Source organism: Streptomyces sp. SA15 (genome assembly GCF_002291145.1).
Classification (GTDB): domain Bacteria; phylum Actinomycetota; class Actinomycetes; order Streptomycetales; family Streptomycetaceae; genus Streptomyces.
Genome location: NZ_NTGE01000058.1, coordinates 66,132 through 90,262, shown reverse-complemented (window position 1 = coordinate 90,262; position 24,131 = coordinate 66,132). Strand labels below are relative to the sequence as shown.

Annotated in this window: 16 protein-coding genes and 1 pseudogene; 9 read left to right on the top strand and 8 right to left on the bottom strand. The window is 67.1% G+C overall.

Going from position 1 to position 24,131, the window contains the following annotated elements:
* Nucleotides 1-8 precede the first annotated feature (8 nt).
* Nucleotides 9-2,930, top strand: a complete 2,922-nt coding sequence (locus CLM62_RS10155) for a glycoside hydrolase family 2 TIM barrel-domain containing protein (RefSeq protein WP_095749512.1) — start codon at nucleotides 9-11, stop codon at nucleotides 2,928-2,930.
* A 166-nt stretch (nucleotides 2,931-3,096) separates the two neighbouring features.
* Here the strand turns inward: CLM62_RS10155 and CLM62_RS10150 are convergent, their stop codons facing one another.
* Nucleotides 3,097-3,309, bottom strand: coding sequence for a hypothetical protein (locus CLM62_RS10150; RefSeq protein ID WP_095749511.1), 213 nt, complete (start codon nucleotides 3,307-3,309; stop codon nucleotides 3,097-3,099).
* Nucleotides 3,310-3,970: 661 nt separating this feature from the next.
* Here CLM62_RS10150 and CLM62_RS10145 point away from each other — a divergent pair.
* The 5 genes from CLM62_RS10145 to CLM62_RS10125 all read left to right on the top strand — a co-directional run bounded on the left by CLM62_RS10145 (nucleotide 3,971) and on the right by CLM62_RS10125 (nucleotide 7,967).
* Nucleotides 3,971-4,369, top strand: a complete 399-nt coding sequence (locus CLM62_RS10145) for a hypothetical protein (protein WP_095749510.1) — start codon at nucleotides 3,971-3,973, stop codon at nucleotides 4,367-4,369.
* Nucleotides 4,370-4,458: 89 nt separating this feature from the next.
* Nucleotides 4,459-5,049: a carbonic anhydrase gene (locus CLM62_RS10140; protein ID WP_095749509.1), complete on the top strand. Its 591-nt coding sequence runs from the start codon at nucleotides 4,459-4,461 to the stop codon at nucleotides 5,047-5,049.
* A gap of 8 nt (nucleotides 5,050-5,057) precedes the next feature.
* Nucleotides 5,058-6,536, top strand: a complete 1,479-nt coding sequence (locus CLM62_RS10135; protein WP_095749508.1) for a SulP family inorganic anion transporter — start codon at nucleotides 5,058-5,060, stop codon at nucleotides 6,534-6,536.
* 73 nt (nucleotides 6,537-6,609) lie between these two features.
* Nucleotides 6,610-7,185 carry a cupin domain-containing protein gene (locus tag CLM62_RS10130; RefSeq protein ID WP_095749507.1) on the top strand — a complete coding sequence of 192 codons (576 nt, stop codon included), beginning with the start codon at nucleotides 6,610-6,612 and terminating at the stop codon, nucleotides 7,183-7,185.
* On the top strand, nucleotides 7,182-7,967 hold the full coding sequence (locus CLM62_RS10125; RefSeq protein ID WP_095749506.1) for a carboxymuconolactone decarboxylase family protein: 786 nt from the start codon (nucleotides 7,182-7,184) through the stop codon (nucleotides 7,965-7,967). The genes CLM62_RS10130 and CLM62_RS10125 overlap by 4 nt, the downstream gene beginning before the upstream one ends.
* 1,271 nt (nucleotides 7,968-9,238) lie before the next feature.
* On the opposite strand, the gene CLM62_RS10120 is transcribed toward CLM62_RS10125, so the two are convergent.
* Together CLM62_RS10120 and CLM62_RS10115 are read right to left on the bottom strand one after the other, a co-directional pair.
* Entirely contained in the window at nucleotides 9,239-10,219 is a 981-nt protein-coding gene (locus CLM62_RS10120) for an ImpB/MucB/SamB family protein (protein WP_095749505.1), read from the bottom strand.
* On the bottom strand, nucleotides 10,216-13,668 hold the full coding sequence (locus tag CLM62_RS10115) for a DNA polymerase III subunit alpha (RefSeq protein ID WP_095749504.1): 3,453 nt from the start codon (nucleotides 13,666-13,668) through the stop codon (nucleotides 10,216-10,218). The genes CLM62_RS10120 and CLM62_RS10115 overlap by 4 nt, the downstream gene beginning before the upstream one ends.
* Before the next feature lie 1,552 nt (nucleotides 13,669-15,220).
* On the opposite strand from CLM62_RS10115, the gene CLM62_RS10105 reads away from it, so the two are divergent.
* Complete coding sequence (locus tag CLM62_RS10105) at nucleotides 15,221-15,484, top strand: helix-turn-helix transcriptional regulator (RefSeq protein WP_095749503.1); 264 nt, start codon at nucleotides 15,221-15,223, stop codon at nucleotides 15,482-15,484.
* A 159-nt stretch (nucleotides 15,485-15,643) separates the two neighbouring features.
* Nucleotides 15,644-16,525: a DUF6083 domain-containing protein gene (locus CLM62_RS51325; RefSeq protein ID WP_095749608.1), complete on the top strand. Its 882-nt coding sequence runs from the start codon at nucleotides 15,644-15,646 to the stop codon at nucleotides 16,523-16,525.
* A gap of 155 nt (nucleotides 16,526-16,680) precedes the next feature.
* On the opposite strand, the gene CLM62_RS49920 is transcribed toward CLM62_RS51325, so the two are convergent.
* Nucleotides 16,681-16,896, bottom strand: a complete 216-nt coding sequence (locus tag CLM62_RS49920; RefSeq protein ID WP_179382033.1) for a hypothetical protein — start codon at nucleotides 16,894-16,896, stop codon at nucleotides 16,681-16,683.
* Between the two features lie 138 nt (nucleotides 16,897-17,034).
* Here CLM62_RS49920 and CLM62_RS10090 point away from each other — a divergent pair.
* A pseudogene (locus tag CLM62_RS10090) lies at nucleotides 17,035-18,211 on the top strand (UvrD-helicase domain-containing protein).
* Between the two features lie 39 nt (nucleotides 18,212-18,250).
* Here CLM62_RS10090 and CLM62_RS10085 read toward each other — a convergent pair.
* The 4 genes from CLM62_RS10085 to CLM62_RS10070 are packed head-to-tail and all read right to left on the bottom strand — an operon-like array spanning nucleotide 18,251 to nucleotide 24,022.
* Complete coding sequence (locus CLM62_RS10085) at nucleotides 18,251-18,700, bottom strand: hypothetical protein (RefSeq protein ID WP_095749501.1); 450 nt, start codon at nucleotides 18,698-18,700, stop codon at nucleotides 18,251-18,253.
* Nucleotides 18,697-20,865 (bottom strand): site-specific integrase, encoded by a 2,169-nt coding sequence (locus tag CLM62_RS10080; RefSeq protein ID WP_143658997.1) that lies wholly within the window; start codon nucleotides 20,863-20,865, stop codon nucleotides 18,697-18,699. The genes CLM62_RS10085 and CLM62_RS10080 overlap by 4 nt, the downstream gene beginning before the upstream one ends.
* The gene (locus CLM62_RS49270) at nucleotides 20,862-22,565 is read right to left on the bottom strand and encodes a hypothetical protein (RefSeq protein ID WP_143658995.1); all 1,704 of its coding nucleotides are present in this window, start codon (nucleotides 22,563-22,565) and stop codon (nucleotides 20,862-20,864) included. The genes CLM62_RS10080 and CLM62_RS49270 overlap by 4 nt, the downstream gene beginning before the upstream one ends.
* Entirely contained in the window at nucleotides 22,565-24,022 is a 1,458-nt protein-coding gene (locus tag CLM62_RS10070) for a site-specific integrase (RefSeq protein WP_095749498.1), read from the bottom strand. The genes CLM62_RS49270 and CLM62_RS10070 overlap by 1 nt, the downstream gene beginning before the upstream one ends.
* Nucleotides 24,023-24,131: the final 109 nt, after the last annotated feature.

Below are 24,131 nucleotides of genomic sequence, written 5' to 3'. Positions count from 1 at the left end.
GAGCAGGATTGAGCACGATCGACTTCGCCGGACTCCCCTACTACGAGGGCGTCTCGCCGGGCAGCGGGGCCCTGCCGCCCCGCGCATGGACCGGCACCTCGGACGCGCACCGGCTGAGCCTCAACGGGACCTGGCGCTTCCGGCTGTCGCCGACCGCGACGACGGAGGACGAGTCCTTCGCCCGCCCGGAGTTCGACGACTACGGCTGGGACGAGCTGCCGGTCCCCGGCCACTGGGTGATGCACGGGCACGGAGCACCCGCGTACACCAACACTGTCTATCCCTTCCCGGTCGACCCGCCGCGGGTGCCGACGGAGAACCCGACCGGCGACCACCGGATCGCCTTCGATCTGCCCGACGGCTGGCCGGCGGCGGCCTCGGGCGGTGACGCGCTGCTGCGCTTCGAGGGCGTGGAGTCCTGCGCCCGGGTCTGGCTCAACGGGCAGGAGCTGGGGGTCTTCCAGGGCAGCCGGCTGCCGCACGAGTTCTCCGTCGGCAGGCTGCTGCGGCCGGAGGGCAATGTGCTGGCGGTACGGGTGCACCAGTGGTCCGCGGGCTCGTATCTGGAGGACCAGGACCAGTGGTGGCTGCCCGGCATCTTCCGGGACGTGACGCTGCTGCATCGGCCCGAGGGCGCGGTGCGTGACTTCTTTGTGCACGCCTCCTACGACCACCGCGAAGGCTCCGGCACCCTGCGGGTGGACAGCGAGCCGGGCGGGCGCGTCACCCTGCCCGATCTGGGCATCGACATCGCGACGGGCGAGACCGTGACGCTGCCCGTCGAACCGTGGTCGGCGGAGCTGCCGCGGCTGTACGAGGGCGAGCTGGTCACGGAGGGCGAGCGGATCCCGCTGCGGATCGGCTTCCGCACGGTCGTCGTCGAGGACGGAGTCCTCAAGGTGAACGGCAGGCGGATCCTCTTCCGGGGCGTCAACCGGCACGAGTTCCATCCGGAGACCGGCCGGACGGTCGATCTCGCGACGATGCGCCGGGACGTGCTGCTGATGAAGCAGCACAACATCAACGCCGTACGGACCTCCCACTATCCCCCGCACCCGGCTTTCCTCGACCTCTGCGACGAGCTGGGCCTCTGGGTGATCGACGAGTGCGACCTGGAGACCCACGGCTTCGTCGACCTCGGTTGGCGCGACAATCCGGTGGACGACGACCGCTGGACCCCGGCCCTGCTGGACCGGGCCGAGCGGATGGTCGAGCGCGACAAGAACCACCCCTCGATCGTCCTGTGGTCGCTGGGCAACGAGTGCGGCACCGGCCGGGGCCTGACAGCCATGGCCCACTGGATCCGGGGACGGGACAGCTCCCGGCCCCTCCACTACGAGGGCGACCCGTCCTGCGCGGACACTGACATCTACTCGCGGATGTACCCGGAGCACGCCGAGGTGGACCTCATCGGCTGCCGTGCGGAAGCCCCTCTGGACGACCTGGAGCTGGACGCCCGCCGGCGTGCCCTGCCCTTCATCCTCTGCGAGTACGCCCACGCCATGGGCAACGGCCCGGGCGGACTCAGCGAGTACCAGCGGCTCTTCGAGACGCACGAGCGCTGCCAGGGCGGCTTCGTCTGGGAGTGGATCGACCACGGCATCGCCCACCCGGAGCACGGATACGGCTACGGCGGCGACTTCGGCGAGGAGCTCCACGACGGCAACTTCGTCTGCGACGGACTGCTCTTCCCCGACCGCACCCCCTCCCCGGGCCTGACCGAGTACAAGAAGGTCATCGAGCCGGTCCGCATCGAGGGCGACGGCCCCGCCGGCACCCTCCGGATCACCAACACTCATGACTTCGCCGACCTGTCGCATCTCGCCTTCGTCTGGTCGTACGAGATCGAGGGCCTGACCGTCGCCGACGGCCCGCTGTCCGTGCCGCCGGTCGCACCCGGCGAGTCGGCGGAGCTGAAGCTCCCCGAGCCGCCCGCCACCGACCGCGCCGGCGAGGCGCTGTGGACCGTGCGCGCCGTCCTCGACCAGGAAACCCCGTGGGCGAAGGCCGGGCACGAGATCGCCTGGGCGCAACTGCCCGCCGGGGCCCAGGGACAGGTGAGCCGCCCGCTGACCGCCCCGACGGCCCGTCCCCAGCGGGGCCCGGCCGGCAGCGGCACGCTCGCTCTTGGACCCGGCATCTTCGACGCCGCGAGCGGAGCGCTCACGCACGTCGGCGGTATCCCGGTCACCGGCCCGCGCCTTGATGTGTGGCGGGCGCCGACCGACAACGACAACGGCGCTCCCTGGCAACCGGATTCCCGCCACGGCCTGATCTGGCGCGAGCTGGGCCTGCACCGGATGCGCCACCGCATCGACGCGGTGGAGCCGACCGACGAGGCGCTGACCGTACGGACCCGCGTCGCCCCCGCTGCCACCGACCTCGGCCTGCGCGCCGAGTACCGCTGGACCGCCGACGGCGACCGGCTGCACCTCGCGGTCTCGGTCATCCCGGAGGGCGAGTGGAGCTGCCCGCTGCCCCGGCTGGGCATACGGCTCGGGCTGCCGGCGGCGTACGGCCGGGCCGAGTGGTACGGCGGCGGGCCGGGCGAGGCGTACCCCGACACCCGGGCCGCCTCCCGCACCGGGCGCTGGTCGTCCTCGGTCGACGCCCTGCAGACCCCGTATGTACGGCCGCAGGAGAACGGCGCGCGGGCCGACGTCCGCTGGGCCCGGCTGAGGGACGAGCACGGCTCCGGCCTCCGGATCGACGGCGAGCCCACCTTCTGGTTCACCGCCCGCCGCTGGACCACCGAGCAGCTCGACGCAGCCGAGCACACCCCGGACCTGCGGCCCGGGGACACAGTGTGGGTCAACCTCGACCACGCCCAGCACGGCATCGGCGCCCACTCCTGCGGCCCCGGCGTCCTGCCGCAGCACCACCTCGACGCCGGCCCGGCCGAGTTCTCCTTCACCTTCAGCGTGGCCTGATGGACTGAGTGCGTTGTGCAACCGAGAACAGAGATCCGCGAGTTCGCCGTCCAGCAACAGGGCCCGCTGCCAGACGGACAAGTCGACAGCTATGAGGCCGAGAAGCCATCCGTGGTGTGTACGTTGTACGTCGCGAGCGGTGAAGAGGTACGACTCTGAGGGGACGCTATACACGGCTCGACCGCCCCTCGAACTTCGCGCCGCCGGGGGCCTTGTTCTCATTGCCGCCGCCCGTAGGCGACCGTGTCTCGGCCATGGTGTTGGGCGGCACCTCGACCTTGAACCGGAGGGTGCCGCCAGCGAAGTGCGGCCCGCCGCCGAACGGCTGGTACGCGTAGACGAGTGCGTCGAGGACCCGGTCGTGCTCACCTTCGGGCACCAGTAGCCCTCCGCGGGGGCAAAGCGCAGGAACGCTGGGCTCGCGTCGAAGTTCCCACGGCGAGGGGGAGAGTTTTCTCCCAGGATTCTCATGTCCCAGGAAAGAACTCTCCCCTTTTGCGCGCACGCTTCACCATGCCATCGTCAGTAACTCGTTGACGGTAGTACCCAGTCGGCGCGGCCGAACAAAGGAGGTAGCGACCTGCATGTACGTCGCGCTCGTGCGCTCCGAGTCCCGTCGGCAGGCATCTGACACCAGGCACGGGCACGATCCGCACCCTGCCCGACACCGACTCAAGGCGACCGACATATGACCGACCCACAACGGCACGGTGGACCGGCGTGGTGCCGTATGGACCGCAGCGTCGGAAGCCAACTACCGCGCCGCCGCGCACTATCGCAGGCAACCGGGAATGGAATCAGCGCAACATAAGAAATCTGCGCGCGTCATGACATCCCCGTGGACCGCGACCACATTGTCGGCCATTACCAGATCCCCGGCAGCGACCACGCGTGCCGCGTCCCGGGACAGCAGCCCCCTCTTACAGAAATGACTGAGGACTGGATTCAGGCTTCTTTTGGATGAAACTCCGGACGAAATTTCCATTGTCAGCGTTCTGAAGACGCATATCGCGTGGACTCGCACGGCTGAAAGGAGGCTCATGGTGCGCGGCAGGACTCCCTGGTTCATGGTCGCCCTGGCTGCTCTCCTGGTGGCCCTTCAGTTCTTCGCGGCCATGACGCCCGGCGCCTCCACGCACATCGCCGACACATCCGCACCGGCATCCCCTGACCGGTTCACGAGCGTGGTCCTCGACGAGTACGCGGACGAGTTCGCCACCTGCGGTGACGACGGGCAGACCGCGGAATCGTCCCCCTGGCAGCCCGGCCGTGACCGCCAGCGCGTCGGCGCGGAGCCCGACGTGAAGCCCTACCCGCTCACCGTGCGGGTGTACGACTCCATGGCGCTGCCCCCATCGGTGAGTCACAAGTCCGGGTATCTCGCGCCGCCCCACACCATCACGCCCTGTCTCACGTCCCTCCAGGTATTCCGCTGCTGAGCCGGCCTGCGGGCACCGAGCGGCCGATCGCCGTGCCTGCCCAGCGCTGTGCTCGAACGTACGCCGACGCGCCAGGAGGAATATCTGCCATGCAGCCACTCATCGACCATGCCCGCGGCTTCGGCCACCGGTCCGCGGAACAATCCAAGGAACTGGTGCGACTGGCCGAGGGCCAGTCCCCGCAGGTCCTGTTCATCACCTGCTCCGACTCCCGGGTCGTCCCGGCCCTGATCGCGGGCGCCCGCCCCGGTGAGCTCTTCGAGCTGCGCACCGCGGGCAACATCGTCCCGCCGTACGCCTCGGAACACCCCACCAGCGAGGCGGCCACCATCGAGTACGCCGTGGAGGTCCTCGGCGTGAGCGACATCGTGGTGTGCGGCCACTCCCACTGCGGTGCCGTCGGCGCGTTGGTGCGCGGCGACGACCTGGACGCGGTACCGGCCGTGCGGGACTGGCTCACGCACGCGACCCCGCGCCCGTCGGGCGCCGCCGAGGATCCAGAGGTCGCCGAGGGCGTCCAGGCCCATGTGCTGACGCAGTTGCTGCGGCTGCGCTCGTACCCGTTCATCGAGAGGAAGCTGAAGGAGCGTCAACTGTCCTTGCACGCCTGGTACTACGAGGTGCACAAGGGTGCCGTCCGCGCCCACAGCGCCGAGACTGACGCGTTCGAGGCCCTGTGAGGACCGCGATGACCAAGTTTCCTCATCTGAAGCAGGACTTCGCCGCCTCCCTCGTGGTCTTCCTGGTCGCGCTGCCGTTGTGCGTCGGTGTGGCCGTCGCCTCCGGGGTCCCGGCCGAACTCGGTCTGATCACCGGCATCGTGGGCGGTGTGGTCACCGGCCTGATGCGCGGCAGCACTCTCCAGGTCTCCGGGCCGGCGGCAGGCCTGACCGTCCTGGTCTTCGAGGCAGTGCGGGAGTTCGGACTGCCCGCGCTCGGTGTGATCGTGCTCGCGGCCGGTCTGCTTCAACTGGCCATGGGCGCCCTGAGGCTGGGGCGCTGGTTCCGCGCGATATCCGTCTCGGTCGTCGAGGGCATGCTCGCCGGCATCGGCCTGGTGATCATCGCCGGACAGTTGTACGCGGCGGCCGGTCTGACGGCCCCCGCCTCCGGCGTCGACAGGATCCTCGGCCTGCCCGGCGCGGCCGCCGATGCTCTCGGCAGCACCGCCGCGCTCGCCTCGCTCGCGATCGGCGCGGGCACCATCGCGGTGATGACGCTGTGGAAGCGGCTGCCGAAGAAGGCCCAGACCGTGCCGGGCGCGCTCGCCGCGGTCGTCCTGGCGACGCTGGCCACGTCGGCGTTCAGCCTGCCGGTGTCCACCGTGGAGGTGCAGGGCCTGCTGGGCTCGATCCAGCCGCCCGGCGCGGACGCATTCGGTGAGCTGGCGAACCCGGCGATCCTCGGCACGATCCTCGCGTTCACCCTGATCGCCTCCGCGGAGTCGCTGTTCAGCGCCGCCGCGGTGGACCGGCTGCACGACGGGCAGCGCACCGAGTACGACAAGGAGCTGATGGCGCAGGGCGTGGGCAACGCGGTCTGCGGTGTGCTCGGCGCGCTGCCGATGACCGCGGTCATCGTGCGCAGTTCCGCCAACGTCCAGGCGGGCGCGAAGACCAAGGCGTCCCGGGTGATGCACGGTGTGTGGCTGCTGCTGTTCGCCGCCGCGCTGCCGGCCACGCTGGCGCTGATCCCGATCCCCGCACTGGCCAGCATCCTGGTCCACGCGGGCTGGAAGCTGATCCCCTTCCGCGGGATCGTCTCCCTCTGGCGGGGCCACCGCGGCGAGGCTCTGATCCTCGTCGTCACCGCCGTGGCGATCGTCGCGGTGAACATGTTCGAGGGCGTGCTGATCGGTCTGGCCCTGTCGGTGGCCAAGACCGCCTGGGAAGCCTCGCACCTCAAGACGCAGGTCATCGACAAGAGCGCCGGCCCCATCCAGGTCTACCTGTCGGGCAACGCGACCTTTCTCCGGCTGCCGAAGATCCTCGACAGTCTGGAGGCGCTGCCCCAGGACCGCCCGATCGAGCTCGACCTGTCCGGCCTCCACCACCTCGACCACGCCTGCCGTACGGCCCTGGAGAACTGGGCCGAGCGACACAGCGCGGTCGGCACCGAACCAGTGAGGATGACCGACCGGTCGGGAGCCGAGGCCACGTCCGGCTGACCGTACCGCCCGGGGACCGGCCTTCAGACACGTCGGCTGATCCCACCAACCCCACACAGATTGGAATTTGACGATGACAAAGGCCTATCGACGAACCGGAGCAGCCGTGCTCGCCGGTGTCGCGGGCTCCGCGCTTCTGCTCGCCGGATGTGCGACGGACTCCGGACCGACCGCCGCCGGCGCCACCGCGCGGGCCGCGTCGGCCGAGCCCGTGAAAACGTCCCCGGATCCGGGGGTCGTCGTGTCACGTGACAAGGACCGAGAGAGCACGGCGGGTGCCCCGGACAATTTCACCGGTGAGGTTTCGATCCAGCCCCTGTACACAGGCGACGAGAATTCGGAAAGTGCCTCCGACGTGCGGTTCTCGGCGCGCGCCCGGACCGTCTGGCACACCCATCCCGACGGGCAGCGCCTGATCATCACCGAGGGCACCGGGTGGGTGCAGGAATGGGGCAAGAAGCGCATCACCGTCCACGAAGGTGACGTCATCTGGATCGCGCCGGGTGTCAAGCACTGGCACGGAGCGACCCGCGACAGCGCGATGGCCCACACCGCCGTCACCTACGCCGTCGACGGAACCAACGTGCACTGGCTGGAACCCGTCACCGACGACCAGTACCTCAGCGGAAAGCGAGAGCAGCGAGCATGACGAAGTCCAGGACACTTGCCCTCATCGGGACAATCGCCGCGGGCACGCTCCTCGTCGGGTACACCGCCCAGGCCGATCCCGGCTCCGACGCCGCCCCCCGCTCCCGCACCAGTCGGCTTGAGTCGGTTTCCCCTGCCCTGGCGAAGTACGACAGGGAGCGGGTCCAGCAGCTGTGGAACGAGGACGGCCTCTCGCGTCGTGACAGGGGGCTGGTCACCATCGCGGTGCTCATCTCCAACGGGCAGACGACGGAGCTCGGCCGCTTCACCGACCGCGCCCTCGACGACGGGCTGTCCGCCGCGGAGATCTCGGAGACCGTCACCCACCTCGCGTTCTACACGGGCTGGCAGAACGCCAAGGCCGCGGTGCCGGTGATCGCCGAGGTGTTCGACGAGCACGGGATCGACGCCGATCAGCTTCCCGAGCGGGACCCGGATCTGCTCCCGCAGGACCAGGAGGCCGAGCGAGCCCGCGAGAAGAGCGTCCAGGAGGATTACGGCGGCGTCTCTCAGGGAGTCGTCGATGACACCGACGACGTACTCTTCGACGATCTGTGGCTGCGCCCGGCCCTGAAGCCGCGCGACCGGAGTCTGATCACCGTCGTGGCACTCATCTCGTCCAGCCAGAGGGACCAGATCACCTTTCACCTCAACAGGGCGATGGATTCCGGGATCACTGATGGCGAGGTCGACGCGTTGCTGAACCATGTGGCCTACTTCGCCGGGTGGCCGAAGGTGTTCACCGCCATGCCCGTGATCCGCGACGTGCTCGAGTCGCGTTGACCGAACGGGAACCGATTCGCTGACGGCGGCTCGGAACCGGGGCGACACCGCTTCCGCGATCCTGGGTGAGCCGCCGGCACGGCCAGCACCCACCGCCGACTGCGAGGACACCTACCTCACAGTCGGCGGCGGGTGGGGCGGCCGAGGTCAGGCCGTGGCTTGCATGGTCACGGCGCACACGAACATGACCGTGCCCAACTGCTCCACGGTGACGAGGACGGGACCTCACCGCCACCGACGACACCAGTGTCGATCTGGACACAGAAGATGCGACCTCCCTCAACTGCCCGGCCATGGGCAGGACTTACTTGAGCACCACTCAAGGTCCCCCGCGGACGCCCATGAACTCGTCGAGGTACCTAGATTTCCAGTTCGACGTTGGTGCTGGCGAGCCGACCGAGGCTGTGCTGATGTCGACGCCGAGGAATTGCAGTTCCGGTGGTGACCGGATGTTGCGAGAGTGTCGGCTGCCGCGCGAGGCGGCGGGGCCTCTGCCACATGGCCCGACTACCGCGCGGCTCCTGGACGGCCCCTGAAACGCTTGGCAGGTCGGTTTCGGCCAGGAACCAGCAATCCCGGGCCGTCACGCATCAGCCGTCCCGTCTGAAGACATTTCCGCAGCACATGATCGCACCACCAGCAGCGAAGAATCCGCTGGTGGGCCCCCGCCCCTGACAGCCGACCACCGCCACGTAGTGCCTCTTCAGCGGCTCATCGGCCCGACTGCTCGCCGCGCCACCCTCATCCGCAAGGCGATCCAACGCATGACTCCACACCACCCTGACCAGCGGCAACACGCTCGACAACCTAAAAGGGTGCGGATTCGACCCGGATTCGACCCGAGGGCCCCAGAACCCAAAACGAACAGTAGTTGACCTGCAGTGATGCTGATTCTTGCCGATGTACCGAGCATCCGCCGACAGATGAGTTCCATAATTGAAACTAAGTGGACATTTTTGGGCGATTAACGCCACGTGGTGAGTAGTCGCCCTCGCCGTCGCCGCCTCCGGCTCCCCCGAGCGCGAACCGAATGGTCGCACCACGCGGCACTCCACTCTGGCGACTAGGGGTTGACAGAACAACGCTCTGACCAGCCACTTTACAGAAGTTCTTCCGCCTGACAGAAGCCGTCTTGCCGAGCCGATGCAAGCCTCACGACCCTGTTTCCAACCACGGCAAGCGGGGCGACGAAGCCCCGCCGACAGGGACGGGAACCCCCATGCCTCACACGACCGCCTTCGCCAGGAACCAGTGGTTCTCGGCGACAACGGTCAGTCAGCCAGAGTTGCGGGGCGTATGGCCTCGGGCCCGAAGCGTCGGCGGGCCCGGTCCGCGGCTGCTTCGGCTGCGCGGGCACGGACATCGCCGGGATCCAGGGAGAGCTGATGGTAGGCACTGTTAGCCGGCAGCAAGGCATCCGCGCGGATCATGAAGGCGCGAACTCTTGCTCGCTGCAGCCCAAGGGCCGCCAGCAGACTAAGGGCAGCCGCAGCGAGTGCGGGTGAATGGTTAGTGGGTTCCAGCAGCGCATGCGTGCGTGTGGTGGAACTGCGGTCGGCGTACCGCACCGTGAGGGTGAGTCGGCCGGCGACCTGGCTTTCACCGCGCAGGCGCTGACCGATCCGGTCGGCAAGTCCCAGGACGGCCTGGTGCTGCCGCGCCGGGTCGAGGCAGTCCTGGTCGAGCACGAGGTCGGCGGTCAGGTGCGCTGCCGGTTCCGAGGGGGTGACCGGACGGGGATCGCGGCCGTGCGCGCGCTCGGCTAGCAGGCGGGCGGGGCCCGCGCCGAGAAGGCGCTGCAGGGTCCCCGCGGGCAGGTCGACGACCTGGCCGATGGAGTGTAGGCCGTACCGGCCGAGCGTCTCCGCCGTGGCGCGGCCGATCCCCGGCAGTGCCGTGACCGGACGGGGGTACAGCCAGTCGGCCGCTTGTCCGGTGGGGACCCAGGTGGTGTCTCCCGGCGCGGACGCGTCGGCCGCCATGGCCGCCAGCATGCGGTTGCCCGCGAGCCCGGCGCTGCTGTCGATGCCGTAGAGGGCCTTCAGTCTCATCTTGGCCATCTGGACCAGGTCGTAGGGAGACAGGTCGAAGTATCTGAGGGCCGACGTGAGGTCGAGTTGGACGGCGTTGGGCGGGACGGCCTGGACGTGAGGCGTGATTCCAAACATTAGTTCGATTACATCGGCATGCTGATCCTCGCTCAGCGCGGCGTGCAGATGGAGGTGGGCGATGTGCCGCTGACGTGTGCTCATCCCGCGCTCCCTGGGCTGCGATGGCCGAACTTCTTCAGGTCGGCGGAGCGGGTGCCGGCGGGCTGGAGGTCGGCGTAGGGGTGGAGGCGGGCGCCGGTGGTGCCGTTGGCCAGGGTGCGCTGCGGCTGGGCGGGGGTGGGGTGAGGGTGGTCGGCGCCAAGGAGGGCGAGGGCGGCCTCGGGGCCGTTGTCGCGGCGGGCGGCGGCGATCTCGTCCAGGTCCCAGGCCATGGTGCCGACGACGGTACGGCGGGTGCCGCGGACCTGGACCGTGCCGCGCACCAGCAGCAGCCCGCTGTGGAAGACGGTGTGCGCGCAGGCCGGGTGGGAGTCCTCGAAGAACGCCAGGTCGACCAGGCCGGAGCCGTCCTCCAGGCTGACGAAGATGATCCGCCGACCGCTGGCAATCGGCGGGGTCTGGGTGGAGGCCCGGACACCAGCGACCAGGACCTGCTGGCCCGCGCGCAGTCCGGCCAGGTGCGCCGCGTCGGTCGCGCCGATCTCGCGCAGCAGCCGGTGGTGGTGTTCCATCAGGTGCTTGGAGACGTCGATCCCGAGAGTGCTCAACTCCGCGCTCAACGCCTCGCGCCCTGTCATTTCCGGCAGACCGCTCGGCTCCGCTCCTCCAACAGCGCCCGCGTCGATGGGTAGTTGACCCTCGTGCGCGGACCGGGTGCGTGACTGCCGGTGCAACTCGGCGATCTGGAGCAGCAGATCACGTCGGGTGAGTCGACTGTCGTGCAGACAGTCCAGGGCGCCGATCTCGGCGAGGCGTTCGGCGACAGGGCGGCTGGGGTGGGCCCGCTGCCAGAAGTCCGACAGCGATCCGTACGGTTGCCCCTCCTCGATCCGGGCGCACTCCTCCTCGCTGATGCCTCGCACCGCGGTCAGCGCGAGCCGCACGCCCCACTGGTCTCCGTCGGTCTTCTCCACTGTGTGTTTCACCTGGGAACGGTTGATGTCGACGGGCAGGATCTGTACGCCGCCCCGGCGGGCGTCGGCGACCAGGACGCGCTTGGGCCACATACCGGGGTCGTGTTCGAGGAGGCCGGCCAGCAGGAATGCCGGGTAGTGCGCCTTGAGCCAGGCGCTCTGCAGGGCCGGTACGGCGAAGGCGACCGCGTGGGCGCGGCAGAAGCCGTACGCGCCGAAGGCCTCGACGGTCCGCCAGACCTCGTCCCGGACCGCCGCACTGTAGCCGCGCGCGCGTGCCAGGCTGTGGAACCAGTCCCTGATCTTCGGTAGCCGTTCCTTGTCGCCGAGCGCCCGCCGGGCGATCTCCGCCAGCGCGTAGTCGCAGCCGGTCATGACCGACAGAGTCTCGATGATCTGCTCGTGCCAGATGGTCACGCCGTAGGTGTCGGCGAGCACCGGCTCCAGATCCGGGTGGGCGTAGGCGGGGGTGCCGCCATGACGGGCGGCGATGTAGCGCTCGGGCATGCCGCCGGCGACCGGGCCGGGGCGGAAGAGGCTGATGTCGGCGATGACGTCCTGCGGGTTGCGGGGCTGCAGCCGGGACAGCAGGTCCTGCTGTCCCGGCGACTCCAGCTGGAACAGGCCCAGGGTCCGGCTGTCCTGGATGAGCTTGAACGCGAAGACGTCGTCGAGCGGCACCTGCTTCGGGTCGTCCAAGTCGATGCGGTTGCCGTTCACCCGTTCGATCTCGGTGATCGCATGAGTCATTGAGGACAACATCCGGACGCCCAAGACGTCCAGTTTGATATTGCCCAGCGCCTCGATCTCCTCCTTCGCGGCCATGGCCATGGGGTAGTCGCCCTGTGGGGTGGGCTGCACCGGCAGTCGGTCCAAAAGGGTGGCGTCGCTGATGACTACGCCGCAGGGGTGCATGGCCATGCCGTAGACCAGGGAGTCGAGGCCTTCGGCGAGCTCCCACAGCGGACCGTAGCGGTGCGCCTCAGCAGCCAGTTCGCGCAGTTCAGGCAGTTCGGCGAGGGCGCCGGTGATGTCGGAGGCGCGCAGGTGGGGGAAGCTCTTGGCGATCCGGTCGACCTCGGCCGGGGCGATCCCGAGCGCGAGACCGGTGTCGCGCAGGGCCCGGCGGGCGCGGTAGGTCTCGGGCATCGCGGTGACCGCGACCCGTTCCTTGCCGAACCGTTCGAAGATCGTGTCGTAGCACTCCAGGCGCCGGGCGGACTCCACGTCGATGTCGATGTCGGGCAGCGAGGCCCGACGCACGCTCAGGAAGCGTTCGAACAGCAGGCGGTGGTCGAGCGGGTTGGCGGTGGCGATGTCCAGCGCGTGGCAGACCATCGAGCCGGCGCCGGAGCCACGGGCCGCGACCCGGATGCCCTTGGCCCGGATGTCGGCCACGACCTGGCCGACGGCAAGGAAGTAGGAGTCGTAGTCCAGCGCGGAGATCACATTGAGCTCTTCGTCCAACCGGTCGAGCGCCCTTCGGTCACGGTCGAGGCCTCGTCGAACCATGCCCGCCTCGCACCGCCGGCGCAGCAGCTGCGCGGCTGCGCCGGCTCGGGGCTCGGCGCCGAACAGCACCGGTTCCGGGAAGTGCCGGGCGCCGAGCCCGAGGTCCGCCACCGGATCGACGGTGCACTCGGCCGCCGTGGCGGCAGTGTCCGCCATCAGGCGGAGGGTCCGCCGAATGTCCCCTCCGGCACATTCGGCGATCATTCGCGCGACGGTCTCCATTCCTCGCTCGTCCTTGAGCCAGCGCTGTCCGCTGTCCAGGCGACGCCGGTCGATCGGCCTCAGCAGTCGTGCAGCGTCCAGGACGTCGGCGAGGCGGTGCTGTTCGGGGTCGGCGTAGCGGACGGCGTTGGAGAGCACGGCGGTGGTGTGGACCCGGTCGGCCAGGGCGAGAGTGCGGGCGGCCAGACGCAGGGATCCCGGACCGGTGCCGGAACGTTTCTGCGCAACGACTTCCAGCCGGACGCCCATTCCGAAGATCTCCTTCCAGGGCGCCAGCAACTTCGTCGCGACGTCCTCCCGGCCCACCGACAGCGCCCGCACCGGCTCCGAAAGCGGCCCGAGCAGCACGGTCAGGCCGGGACCGCCGTACTCGCGCAACGCCTCCCACGACACCACCGGCGCCGTACCGGACACAGCACCAACGTGGGCGGCCGACGTGATGCGGCACAGCCGCGCCCAGCCCGCCCGGTTCTGCGCGAGCAGCACGAACCGCAGCGGTGGCTCGACAACGTGTCCACCGCCACGCGCTGGGGTGCGGCGGCGCTGGGCGGGTGGCGAGGGCGCAAGGGCTTCCACTGCCAGATCGACGCCGAAGAGCGGCCGGACCCCGTCCTTCGTGCAGGCCTGTGCGAACCGGACTGCCCCGGTGACCGTGTCCCGGTCGGTGAGCGCGAGCGCGGACATGCCCCGCTCGGCCGCCCGCCGGACAAGCAGCTCGGGGTGGGATGCGCCGTAGCGGGCGGAGTAACCGGATGCGACGTGCAGATGAGCAAAGCCCGCCATGCCGCACCTCCATCACTCCACCCCTTTTTAGCGATACACCCGATATGTTCATCGTACGCTCGTTCGATTACTCTAACCCCATCAGCCCCGGTCAGCGACTAGATTCGAACACATCAGCGATTCCTTGATGAGGTGAACAATGGACGAAACGGGCACCACCTCGTCACCTCCCCAACCAGGCAGAGCAGTTGAGAAAATCTCCCCTTGCGACGCACCTCACTCAGGCGTGTTCCAGCTACTCAGGGCGGGACGGACGGGCAACGGTTTGCAGCTGACCGACACCTTCCGTAACGGAGCAAGCACCGGGCGGGTCACGTCAGCCCTCGGGACGCCCACCGCCGCTCGATCGGCCGACCGCCTGCTGACACCGACCACCCTTCGACAGCAGCTCCCAGCACAGGTCCCCTGAGGCAAGGGCCACGCTCCAGGAGACGAGGGATACCGCCATCCGATCGAGCACCGGATACAGAGCCGCAGGGGCCAGTCCGCACTCACGCGCGATCCGGTCCGTCTCAGCACACCCTCGACCGGCCGATGGGTCCGTGTGTGCAGCAAGACAGAGGGCGGTCAGCCGCCCAAGGGGGTCATCGGTGCCCGCACAGCCGCCTTTCGCCATGCGCAGCGCCCAGTCAGCAGCACTCCTGCGGTCTGGACGTGCGGGAGCAAACAGCATTTCGTCGAGGATCTGGGCAACCACCACCCTGCCGGCAGAGCCCGGAGGGGTCGGCGTTCTACGGAGCCACCTCGCCTGCTCCAGTTCGCTCCACGGCAGCGGATCGCGGCCGAGGCGAAGGCTGCGCAGGACTCCAGTCGGCAGCCGGACCCGCCCTTGAGAGTCCATGCGTAGTGCGCACTGCACGGCGAGCAGCCGGGCCCCAGCCCCGGTGTGGCTTGGCAGGGCTGCGGCCAGGTAGCTGAGCATCTCCCGGACCCGAATCTGGTCGCCCGGCCCCCTGGGCCGTCGCTTGCGGCGGCGCGTGACACTGTCCGACGACGCCACGGCCGCACGCAGGAAGGTTTCCGGAACCATGGCGGCCTGCTCCGTCACCGACGCACAGGCCGTACACGCATCAGCTAGGCGCCAGAGCCGTCCACCCCGCTCGCGTGCCAGAAGCAAACGGATAGGACCGGCGCAGCCACGGTGCCGGGGGTGCCAGCGGCAGCCTCGCTCATGGCACTGACAGGTGCGCAGGTATGGCGGCAGAACGTCGCGCCGAGCATGTCCAGCCAGATGCTCGAGCGCCGCGGAGCGCGCGGATACGGCAGCGTGCAGCGCGCCCTGGTGATCACACTGCTGACACACAAGCTGCGGCCCGCCAGAACTGGGCCGCAGCTCCACAATCCAGGCACGCCGCGCCGTCGGGTGTGTTGTGCGGAGCCTCATAGGGCGCGTGCTCCTCCCAGTCCTGTCCCGCGCCGTTGTCCGCTCAAGAGAGAGCGACGGCCGCACACGGTAGTGCAGATGTCTGCCCTCTCGCCGATGCCGCCACCTGGGGAAATAGGGCAGAGGTCTGCACTGACAGGGCAGGGGTCTGCACCTTCGGATGGTCAGGTGACGATCTTTCCGCCCGATCCGGACTTCGAGGCACTCCGCCTGGAGCTCGCGCGCCTGCGGGCGGCCCGAGGATGGAGCTATGACGAGCTCGCCGCCCGTAGCGGCCTCGCCAGACGGACTCTCATCGAGATCGAGCAGGGCCGCACGATCGGGACCCTGAAGACCTGGCACGCCCTCGCGCACGCCCTCAGCACTCCGCTCGACGAGTTCTTCTCCACCCTGTGCAACGGACACGAACTCCCGTCGAAGGCGGACGGCTAACCGGCTTCGGGACGGCATTCGCCAACCGCTCGAATTGGTGACCTGAAGCGAACATGCAGTCGCACCCTCGAAAGCCAGTCTCAGCAAACACGGCCGTCCAGGGGACAACTGCGGCAGCGACACCGGTTGAGCGGCGTGTTGGCTGGCAGGTTCGCCCACATGCGCTCCACACCCCCTTCTCCACATCGCCGGGACGGCAGCCCTGTCCACGTCCACACCAGACGTTCCCTCCGCGTCAGCGGCGACAGTGCCAGCCGTCTGCTGCGGTGCGGCCAAAGCGACCGCTGCCGGGATTGCGGCAACCGCATCGAGTGGTACCACCGCACCAACGAGCGGCCCGTCCGCCTGCATCCTGACGAACTGCCCGCTGAGAAGGTGCCTGCTGCCTGCCACTGGCACGTCAGCCGCGGTGTCGCTCATCCGGCGGGCGACGGCAGCACCTGGTGCCGCCTGCCACACACCCTGGTGTGCCCTGCCCGCGACGCCCCTCCTGCCCCCGAATTGGCAGGACTGCGCCGCGCTCTGGCGGTCAACACACGCCGACTGATCGACCGCGGCGCATTCGTTCCCCCTGCCGCTCCGCCGAACGGCGATGACTCCCCGACGGCTACGTGTCGGCCGGCTCGTCCTGTCGTACAACTCCTGTACGTCCGCTACCTAGCCAGCCGCCCGGTGGACGAGATCCAGTGCGTCGCCCAGACCCGCAGACGTCACCGCTGCACAAGTCCACTGCTCACACCTGGGTCCCCGGCAGGCGTCTGGACCCTCGCGCCCACCACTGCTACGTACGGCCAACTTCCGTTGCACGGGGACGTCATGGCCGTCTACGCGCTCACCCATCTGACCTATGCCGATCAACTGCGCTGGCGAGCCCAGCGCTGCCCAGAACACGCCGCCATTCCCACGGCCCCCGATGTGACCGTGGCCGAGTGGGAGCCCTTCGATCCGCTCGTCCACCACGACCACATCCACACCCGGCTCCCCACGATCAGACGACGTCCAGGGCCTGCCGACCGAAGCAGAAGGGCGCCACAGCCATGACGAGCCACCACGCGGTCGAAATCGCCCTAACCCGGCCCGCCACGGACGATGAGCTGTGCCGTGCCCGTCGTGTCGCGGCTCTGGCCAGCGACACCAGCCGCACCAGACTGCTGGCCCTACAGCGCGCTAAGACTCCTGGCCGCGCCGTGCGGGCGCTACGCCACCGGCTCGATGCCGTACTGCCTATCGACGTTCTCACCACCCACTACCCGGACCAGCAGGGCCGGGTCCTGTTGAACGTCGCCCTCAGCCGCGCCGCCCACACCACCGTCCGCCAAGCTGCGGCAGCCCACGGTCAACGGCCCCGGGACTTCCTGAGCCGGGTCGTGACCGACGCCGTTAGCAGGGACGGAGAAAGGCGTGCCCGCCATCTGACAAGCCGACTGGAAGAGCTTCTGGGCGAGCACACCCCGGAAGAACTACTGCTCTGCGCCGCGCGCACTCTCCTGACCCATCCCCACCGCCGGCCAAGGGGCACGTGTGCCTCCGCCCCTTCTTGAGGAGCCATTGTGTCCACCCCGACCGACGAGCAGGTTCACGCCGCCGACGCCTTCCGCGCAGGACACCACCTCTCCCTGCAAGCGGGAGCCGGCACTGGCAAGACCACCACCCTCGAGATGCTCGCCGCCAGCACCAAACGACGCGGCCGCTACGTCGCCTTCAACAAGGACATCGCCTGCCACGCCGCTACGCGCTTCCCGCGCACGGTGACGTGCAGGACCGCCCATGCGACCGCGTACGCCGCCCTGGGCCACCGACCAGGGAGTGGCCCACTTCGAGCACGACCACTATCTGAAAATGTGGGCCCTGACTCAGCCGAAGATCGAAGCGGACTTCCTCTTCCTCGACGAAGCCCAGGACACCAACCCCGTCCTGGAACAGGTCTTCCATGCCCAGCGCGACCACGCTCAGCTCGTCATGGTGGGTGACTCCGCTCAGGCCATCTACGGCTGGCGTGGCGCCCGCGACGTGATGACTGCTTTCGATGACGCCACCGCGCTCACTCTCACCCGCTCCTTCCGCTTCGGCCCCCTCCTGGCCGAACAGGCCAACCGCTGGCTCGAGCTCGCCGAGGCGCCCATCCGGTTGACCGGAAGCGAGACGATGCCGACACAAGTCGGAGACATCGACACCCCGGATGCAGTGCTGTGTCGCACCAATATCGGTGCCATGGCCGAGGTCATGCGGCTCCTCGCCGAAGGCCGCCGCGTCGCCCTGGCCCGTGGCGGCCACACGCTCGCCGCATTGGCGTTGGCTGCGCGCGACCTCAAAGAAGGCCGCCGAACCAGCCATCCCGAACTCGTCCTTTTTGCCTCCTGGGGCGAAGTACAGGACTACGTGGCGTACGACCCCGCCGGCGGCGATCTCCAGCCCTTCGTCGACCTGGTCGACACGCACGGTCCCGAGGGGATCCTCGCCGCAGTCGATGGACTCACGGACGAGGAGCACGCCGACGTGACCGTATCCACGGCTCACAAAGCGAAAGGGCGCGAATGGTCCACCGTGAAGATCGGCGACGACTTCCCACCTCCCAAGGACACCGACCAACTCGACGCCCAGGGGAAGCCGGTCCCGGAACCAATCACCGACACCGACGCCCGCCTCGCCTACGTCGCCGTCACACGCGCACGCCACCGACTCGACCTCGGTGGTCTCTCCTGGATCAACGCCCATCCAGTGGGATAAGCACGCTCTTCATAATCGGCGAGCTTCAATAAGGATTGATCACTTCTGACCAGGAACTCTCCCGACGAGCGGTAGAATCGCGCCACTGACGTCCAGCAACTCCCGAAGCCGTTCGATCTCGTCATGCTGGGCAGCTAGTCGTGACAGAGCCAACTCGCGGAAGCTGTCGTGCTCGGTTTCCTTCGCCTCGCTGACGGCCAATCGCTCCTTCAATTTCGCGATCGACTCCTTCAAACGGGCGATCTGCGCGTCCCTCGGGTCGGGGATCGCCCCGCTTTCACGTATGGCCGCCAACCTGCGCTCAAACTCATTGCGCAGATGCTCGTACGGGCGACCGCTGTAGAACGCGGCCCGCGCCACTTGAGCCTCGGCCGCCAGAGTCTGTACGTCACACCTGCCACCGGCTGGAATCTCGCCTCGCAGCAGGCGATCCATTGCGGCGCGGATTCGGTCCTCGTTCTGCCGTCTCTGCTCGGCTGTGATCCTCACGTATCCGCTCCTGCGGCGTCGATCTCTGCCAAGACCCGCTGAGTCCGCTCCAGTTCGGCCTGCTGGCGCGGGCCCTCCAGCTTGCGCGTAACACCGAGCTGCCCGAGGAACACCTTCTGCCTACGTTCATGTTCGGCCCATACAGGGCGATGTCGCTGGTGATGGGTCGCCTGCGGGCAGCGGGCCGAGTCACACATCCCGATCAGGGGCTGATCCGCGTCCGTAGAGTCGGCCAGGATCAGACAGAGCGCCCGGGAAGGATCGGCGAACCAACAGTAGTTCGCCAACCCAATGTGGAGGATGTTCGCGCGTTTGCGCATCAGCCCCAAGATCTCTGTGTCGTTCATGAGCACATTCGTCTCATCCGCCGCATGCTCCTTCACAAGCTCGTCGATGTACTCGAAGAACGTCACAAGTTCGGTCGCGCCCCGTCCGGCGGGCATGATTCCGTCCTGGAAGTTCTCGAACTCCTCCACGAGGATCTCCACGTTGCGGGTCTCCTCCAAGCTCTGAACCTCAGCAAGGAACTTGCCCTGGGCGCCACCCGGGCGGCGTGTGTAACCCTCGGTCGTGGTCGCATGCAGATGTTTCAGTGCAAACTTCGTCGCCATCAGCCCGTGCGGCCGGTATGCCATCTCCACAGCGAGCGTCCGCCGCAGCATCCTCAACGTGACCGCGCCGTCCGGGATTGGATCAAGCCCGAGACGACGTCCAGCGTGCCCGTTGACCCAGGCGCGAAACTGATTGGACCACGAGTCAAAGGCGAATCGCCCGAAGATTCGGCCGGCCCGCTCACGGCTGGGAGTCACAGCTGCTGCAGTCCTCATGGCGTCCCACACCTCCTTCACCACGACCCACTCGTCGCGAACTCCGCCCAACTTCTGCCCCTTGATCAGCTTCCCCTGGACGCGATAGCGAAAAAGTCCCGGAGCACGCTCTTCAGGCGGCAAACAGCAATCACTTTCGAATTCCATCAACTCACACGACCGCATACCAGCAACAGCAGCCACCACGATCACCGCTGCCGCCCAAACCAGCATGGACATCTGGAGAGCGACGTCCCGGGGGGATACCGGATCTGTCCAAGGAACCTCGCCCTCTCCGTCTGCCCGTCTGATGAGCTCCGCGTCCCGCCCGTAGGGGTACTCGATTCCTACTTGAGCTACGGCTTTCTCGAAGAGCGGCCGCAACTCCTCGATCCAGGGGCGACGGAACTGCCGAAAACCCGCCTCCCTCGCCAGATGCGACAACGACAGCAACAGCAACGGATCCTCTGCTGACCAGCCATCATTGAGCCGTTCGACGACCTTTGCGACGTAGATCTGAGGGAGCGGCCTCCCGGACCGGACGTACCGCTGGAGAAGCTGTTGGAACTCCCGGATCGGCGGCCTTCTCGGGTACCGATTCCCAGAGGCCGGTGCCTCATCGGGTACCTGCTTGCGCAGCTCGATGATCCGCGGCGCGATGTGCTCCGTCACGTACAGGGCAGCGGCCAGCAATGGGCGTAGCAGTTCGTCTTCCACCTCGGGAGTACGGTTCGCCGTCCACACATCCGAGGTTCCGTCAACAGTGCCCGGATGCCTGCCCTTCCAAGGGAGGTAGCCTTCCGCATAGGAATCATCCGGGAACAGACCGCCATAAAATGCCAGTTCGATGACTGGTCTGGTTGCAGCACGCACCTCACCGTCTCCAGATGTACGCACCACGGCTCCACTGTTACGGTCTCGAACCTTGCGGGCCTCAATCAGATAGCCATCGCATTCTCGGTCGCCGACCTGGGCAAGACTGTGCACACCGTTGCGGCTGAGCCAATTCAGCCAGCCCGTCAGGCGTCCGAACTTGGCAGAGCAGGTGCGGATGCTCCGTGCTGTGCGGTACGCAAGCGGCAGATGGGCAACTGCCGGATGGGCGGGCGCCATCAATGCGAAGCTGTACTCCTTCGCTACCAAACGCCATACGGGGTTCTCCACGTTACGGAAGTTAAAGCGTAATTCGGATACTCCCCATTGGGCTGGCAATCCCACGACATCAGCGAAATCCCACATGTCGTCGTCAAAGCAAGGTCCGGGTACACCAGCAGGCATGAGCAGATCGGCCTCCGCGCACACCCAAAGACCCGCGAAAATCGACTGCCGTACAGCGACGGTCTCGATTTCATGCTTCATGCTGTTGTCTCCTCAGGACGCAGAGGCAGCGCGCTCGGCTCCGTCTCCAGGCACCGACGGGCGCGATCAATGACACCGTCTTCAAACCTGCGAATCACCTCGTCGACCCTGGACGAGTAGTAGCCGAAATGCCGCATGAACTCACCTGACGGCATCTGTCGCCATTGCTCAGTGAAGAATCCCTTGAGCCGCAGAAGGTTTACCGCATGGCGGGGCGCAAAGACAGCCAGCGGGCAGGCCAGACACACCCACGGACGTGCCGGGCACGGTTTACCTTTCGGCCCGAACACACCAGCAAAGATGTCCACACAGGAGGCAGCGAACACGTCGCGCTCCGCGCCTGTCAGTTCAGCAATCACGGTCTCATCCAGTTGCAGTTCTGCCACAACTCTCGGCAGTTGCTGTGCAGCTTCCGCTGCGTCCTGCGCAGTCACCACCCTCAGCGGCGTCCGGGCCCGCTTCAACATGTCGCCTTGGCCGTCCTCGATCACGGAGTCCAGCAAGTCGCGCTGTTTGGGAGTCGGCTTGCCCACGTACCGCTCCGCCTCCGTCTGAGACGAATGGTTGGGGTCGATGGTTGCCCTTTCGCTGCCGTGCCAGTGGCTACGGTCCCGTAGCGCTTCGAACGTCGTGCGCACTCGCGGCGCGGACACTCGTACCGGCAGTCGCAGACCCTGGAGCCGCAGATACTCTCCGTTGCTTATGGGTCTCGAAACGATCAGGCCAGGTGCACCTCGTCTACATCGGATCCACAAAGCTCCGCGTGTTTCGGGGCTAGCGAAGTTCCGCAGGAACTCAGAGTGCTTCAGCCACTGCTGGAGGATGGCTACGGCCGACTTGGGCAGGTTGTTGCTCTCGCGCGAGGTGCGCCCCTTGAAGTAGTTGAGCAGAACAGTTTTGTCTCCCGCCCAATCGATGTCCCCAAGCCCCAAGTCTTCGATGCCGTCTGGAACGATTCCACTACGCGCAGCGAACAAGGTCCGGTAGGCGAAAGCTGTCTCTACAGATGGGAACAACCGCACACTTGTTGGTCCGACTTGCAGGGCCGATTGCCTCACCGAGTTCCTGATCCCGAAATACATAGAGATCTCACCGGTGGTAGCTGGACCATTTCGCGCCAGGAATCGCAATACTCCTGCCGGCGTTGGCTCCAGCAGGGCGGATTCGTCGACCGCCTCCAACTCCTTCAGGGCAGCCTGATGGTCGGCATAGGCGGCATTGACGATCTCCTGGCATCTTTCCTGCAAGGCTGTCCATTCGTCCTCCGTATACGGCGCGAGCGGCTCCGACCGGCGCGCACGATTGAACTTTCTTCCCTCCGTGAACCGTTTCGCCTCGCTTCGCAGCCCAGCCCCACTTTCCTCCAACCCGAGAAGCATGGCCCTCGTATGCCGCTCGGCTCGATTGGAATGTGAGAGCCAGAACTCGGAAAGCATCGCAACGGTCAAATCCCGCGCACCGCCTGGAGTCCGTCCATCAAACGCATCGACCATGAGCCTGATCGACAGAACGTAGTCCCGCACCAATCCCGCGGAATCGACCCGGCCATGCGGATGGACGAGGGAAACGAGCCCGGTCAAGAGGTCTTCGGCAAGAGCACCCTGGTAACCCTCCGCGAGTGTGAGAGTCAGTGATCTGGTGCGGCCCTTACTGAAGGTGCAGGTCACGCCCAGCGGGGATTTCACCAAACGTGCGGGCATCAACTGCCCTCCTCTTTGAACTCGGCTTCCACTTCAATTTCTGCCTTGGTTAGTTGAAGCGAACTTGCACGGGCTTCATATGAGGAGGCATATGCCTGCTTATAAATGCGCGACACATCAAGGCGCTTGACGTACATTTCCGTGGTCAGGACGCTGCTGTGGCCAAGAAGATCGCGCAGAATCAGCAACGGCTCATTGGCAGTCAGGAAGTGCAGCCACACCGCATCTGCGTCGCCCGAACCTAGTTGGGCGGCACTCGCGTAGTAGCCACGCGCAAGCTTTTCCAGGGTCCGCATGGCAAACGTGTGCCTGCACCGGTGCGGATACACGTGGGGAAACCGCGGGTCCCATCGTTTGGCGATTCGCTGAGAGGTTCGTTCGAAGACGGTGGACCAAGCGGTGAACGGGGCTCCGCGGCTTTTGAGCCAGAGCAGGCACGAACCACCTTCGGGGGCAACGAGTCTCATACGTTCAGCCGGCGTCAGCGCACCCCACAGGACGCGAGTGCCGTTCACCCGGCCACCGCGCACATCCGGCTCGGTCACGTACAAAGGCTCTCCCCACGACCGCGGGGGCGTCCACGTAGATCCGACTCCGGTCATCTGCCGGTCCAGGCGGACATGTCCGTGCACCCGCTCAAGGTCCTCGAAAGTGATCCAAGTCCGCCTGAACTTCCGCCCCTTCGCGAGTGGTGCCGGCACGGGGAACTCGATCGGCACCTCGGTCGGGCGCCTTGGTAGCGCAGGAAGTTCATACACCAGCAGCATGCTGAACTCCCTACGACGCATCCCCGTCCCCAAGGCCAACGCCCCACCCGCGCCATTCCTCGACAACTCCCGGCCGTGGAAGTTCATATCCGCAGCGCCATCGGGACCAAGTCCCCCCAGCCCCTTGAGGAAAAGATCCTCGAACTCCGGTTCCAGGTAGCGGACCGTCACATGAGGCTTCCCGACCCGCCTCGTGGCCAGGTTCGTCATCACCGTGGTTTTGGTACCACCAAACGCAGCCGTTGCCTGCTTGTAGGTGAACGGAACGGCACTGACTCCGGCTTCGGCGACCGCCCACTGGTAGAAACCGGACAGGATACTCACCTGCTGGTTCCAATAAGTCGCCTGCCAACGCTCGCCGATCGGGCCGGACTCATGAAAAGCGGCGTAAGTACTCAACGCGTCTTTCAATCGGACACGCGTGTCGAACAATTCGATTCCATGGACATGCAGGTGCTCGATCCAAGCCTTCACAGCTCGCCCGTATGCCCACCAACTTCCAGCCGAGGCAACCTTGTTATTCGGCAAGTCCCTAAGCCATCGGTTCACCACCGTGGCCGGACGCCGCGAGACACCGTCGGCGAACAGTAGATCGTCGTCAACCAAGATCGGCATCCCGTCAGGGATCGCCGGAAGCCGTTGAACGTCCCACTGTTCCCACCCGGCCGCGTTGAACCTCTCAAGCAGCATGCGCCCCAGCGTACTTATGACACACGAGGAAATGCATAGAACAAGAGATTCGATGCCTCACTCGAGTGCCTGTTCAGGTACTTATAGCGACACACAAAGTAAGCGGCGA

Coding starts and splice junctions, on each gene's coding strand:
- CLM62_RS10145 (WP_095749510.1), top strand. CDS start 3,971: ATGGTGCGCGGCAGGACTCCCTGGTTCATGGTCGCCCTGGCTGCTCTC.
- CLM62_RS10080 (WP_143658997.1), bottom strand. CDS start 20,865: ATGAAGCATGAAATCGAGACCGTCGCTGTACGGCAGTCGATTTTCGCG.
- CLM62_RS49270 (WP_143658995.1), bottom strand. CDS start 22,565: ATGCCCGCACGTTTGGTGAAATCCCCGCTGGGCGTGACCTGCACCTTC.
- CLM62_RS10130 (WP_095749507.1), top strand. CDS start 6,610: ATGACAAAGGCCTATCGACGAACCGGAGCAGCCGTGCTCGCCGGTGTC.
- CLM62_RS10120 (WP_095749505.1), bottom strand. CDS start 10,219: ATGAGCACACGTCAGCGGCACATCGCCCACCTCCATCTGCACGCCGCG.
- CLM62_RS10115 (WP_095749504.1), bottom strand. CDS start 13,668: ATGGCGGGCTTTGCTCATCTGCACGTCGCATCCGGTTACTCCGCCCGC.
- CLM62_RS10140 (WP_095749509.1), top strand. CDS start 4,459: ATGCAGCCACTCATCGACCATGCCCGCGGCTTCGGCCACCGGTCCGCG.
- CLM62_RS10125 (WP_095749506.1), top strand. CDS start 7,182: ATGACGAAGTCCAGGACACTTGCCCTCATCGGGACAATCGCCGCGGGC.
- CLM62_RS51325 (WP_095749608.1), top strand. CDS start 15,644: ATGCGCTCCACACCCCCTTCTCCACATCGCCGGGACGGCAGCCCTGTC.
- CLM62_RS10070 (WP_095749498.1), bottom strand. CDS start 24,022: ATGCTGCTTGAGAGGTTCAACGCGGCCGGGTGGGAACAGTGGGACGTT.
- CLM62_RS49920 (WP_179382033.1), bottom strand. CDS start 16,896: ATGGCGGGCACGCCTTTCTCCGTCCCTGCTAACGGCGTCGGTCACGAC.
- CLM62_RS10135 (WP_095749508.1), top strand. CDS start 5,058: ATGACCAAGTTTCCTCATCTGAAGCAGGACTTCGCCGCCTCCCTCGTG.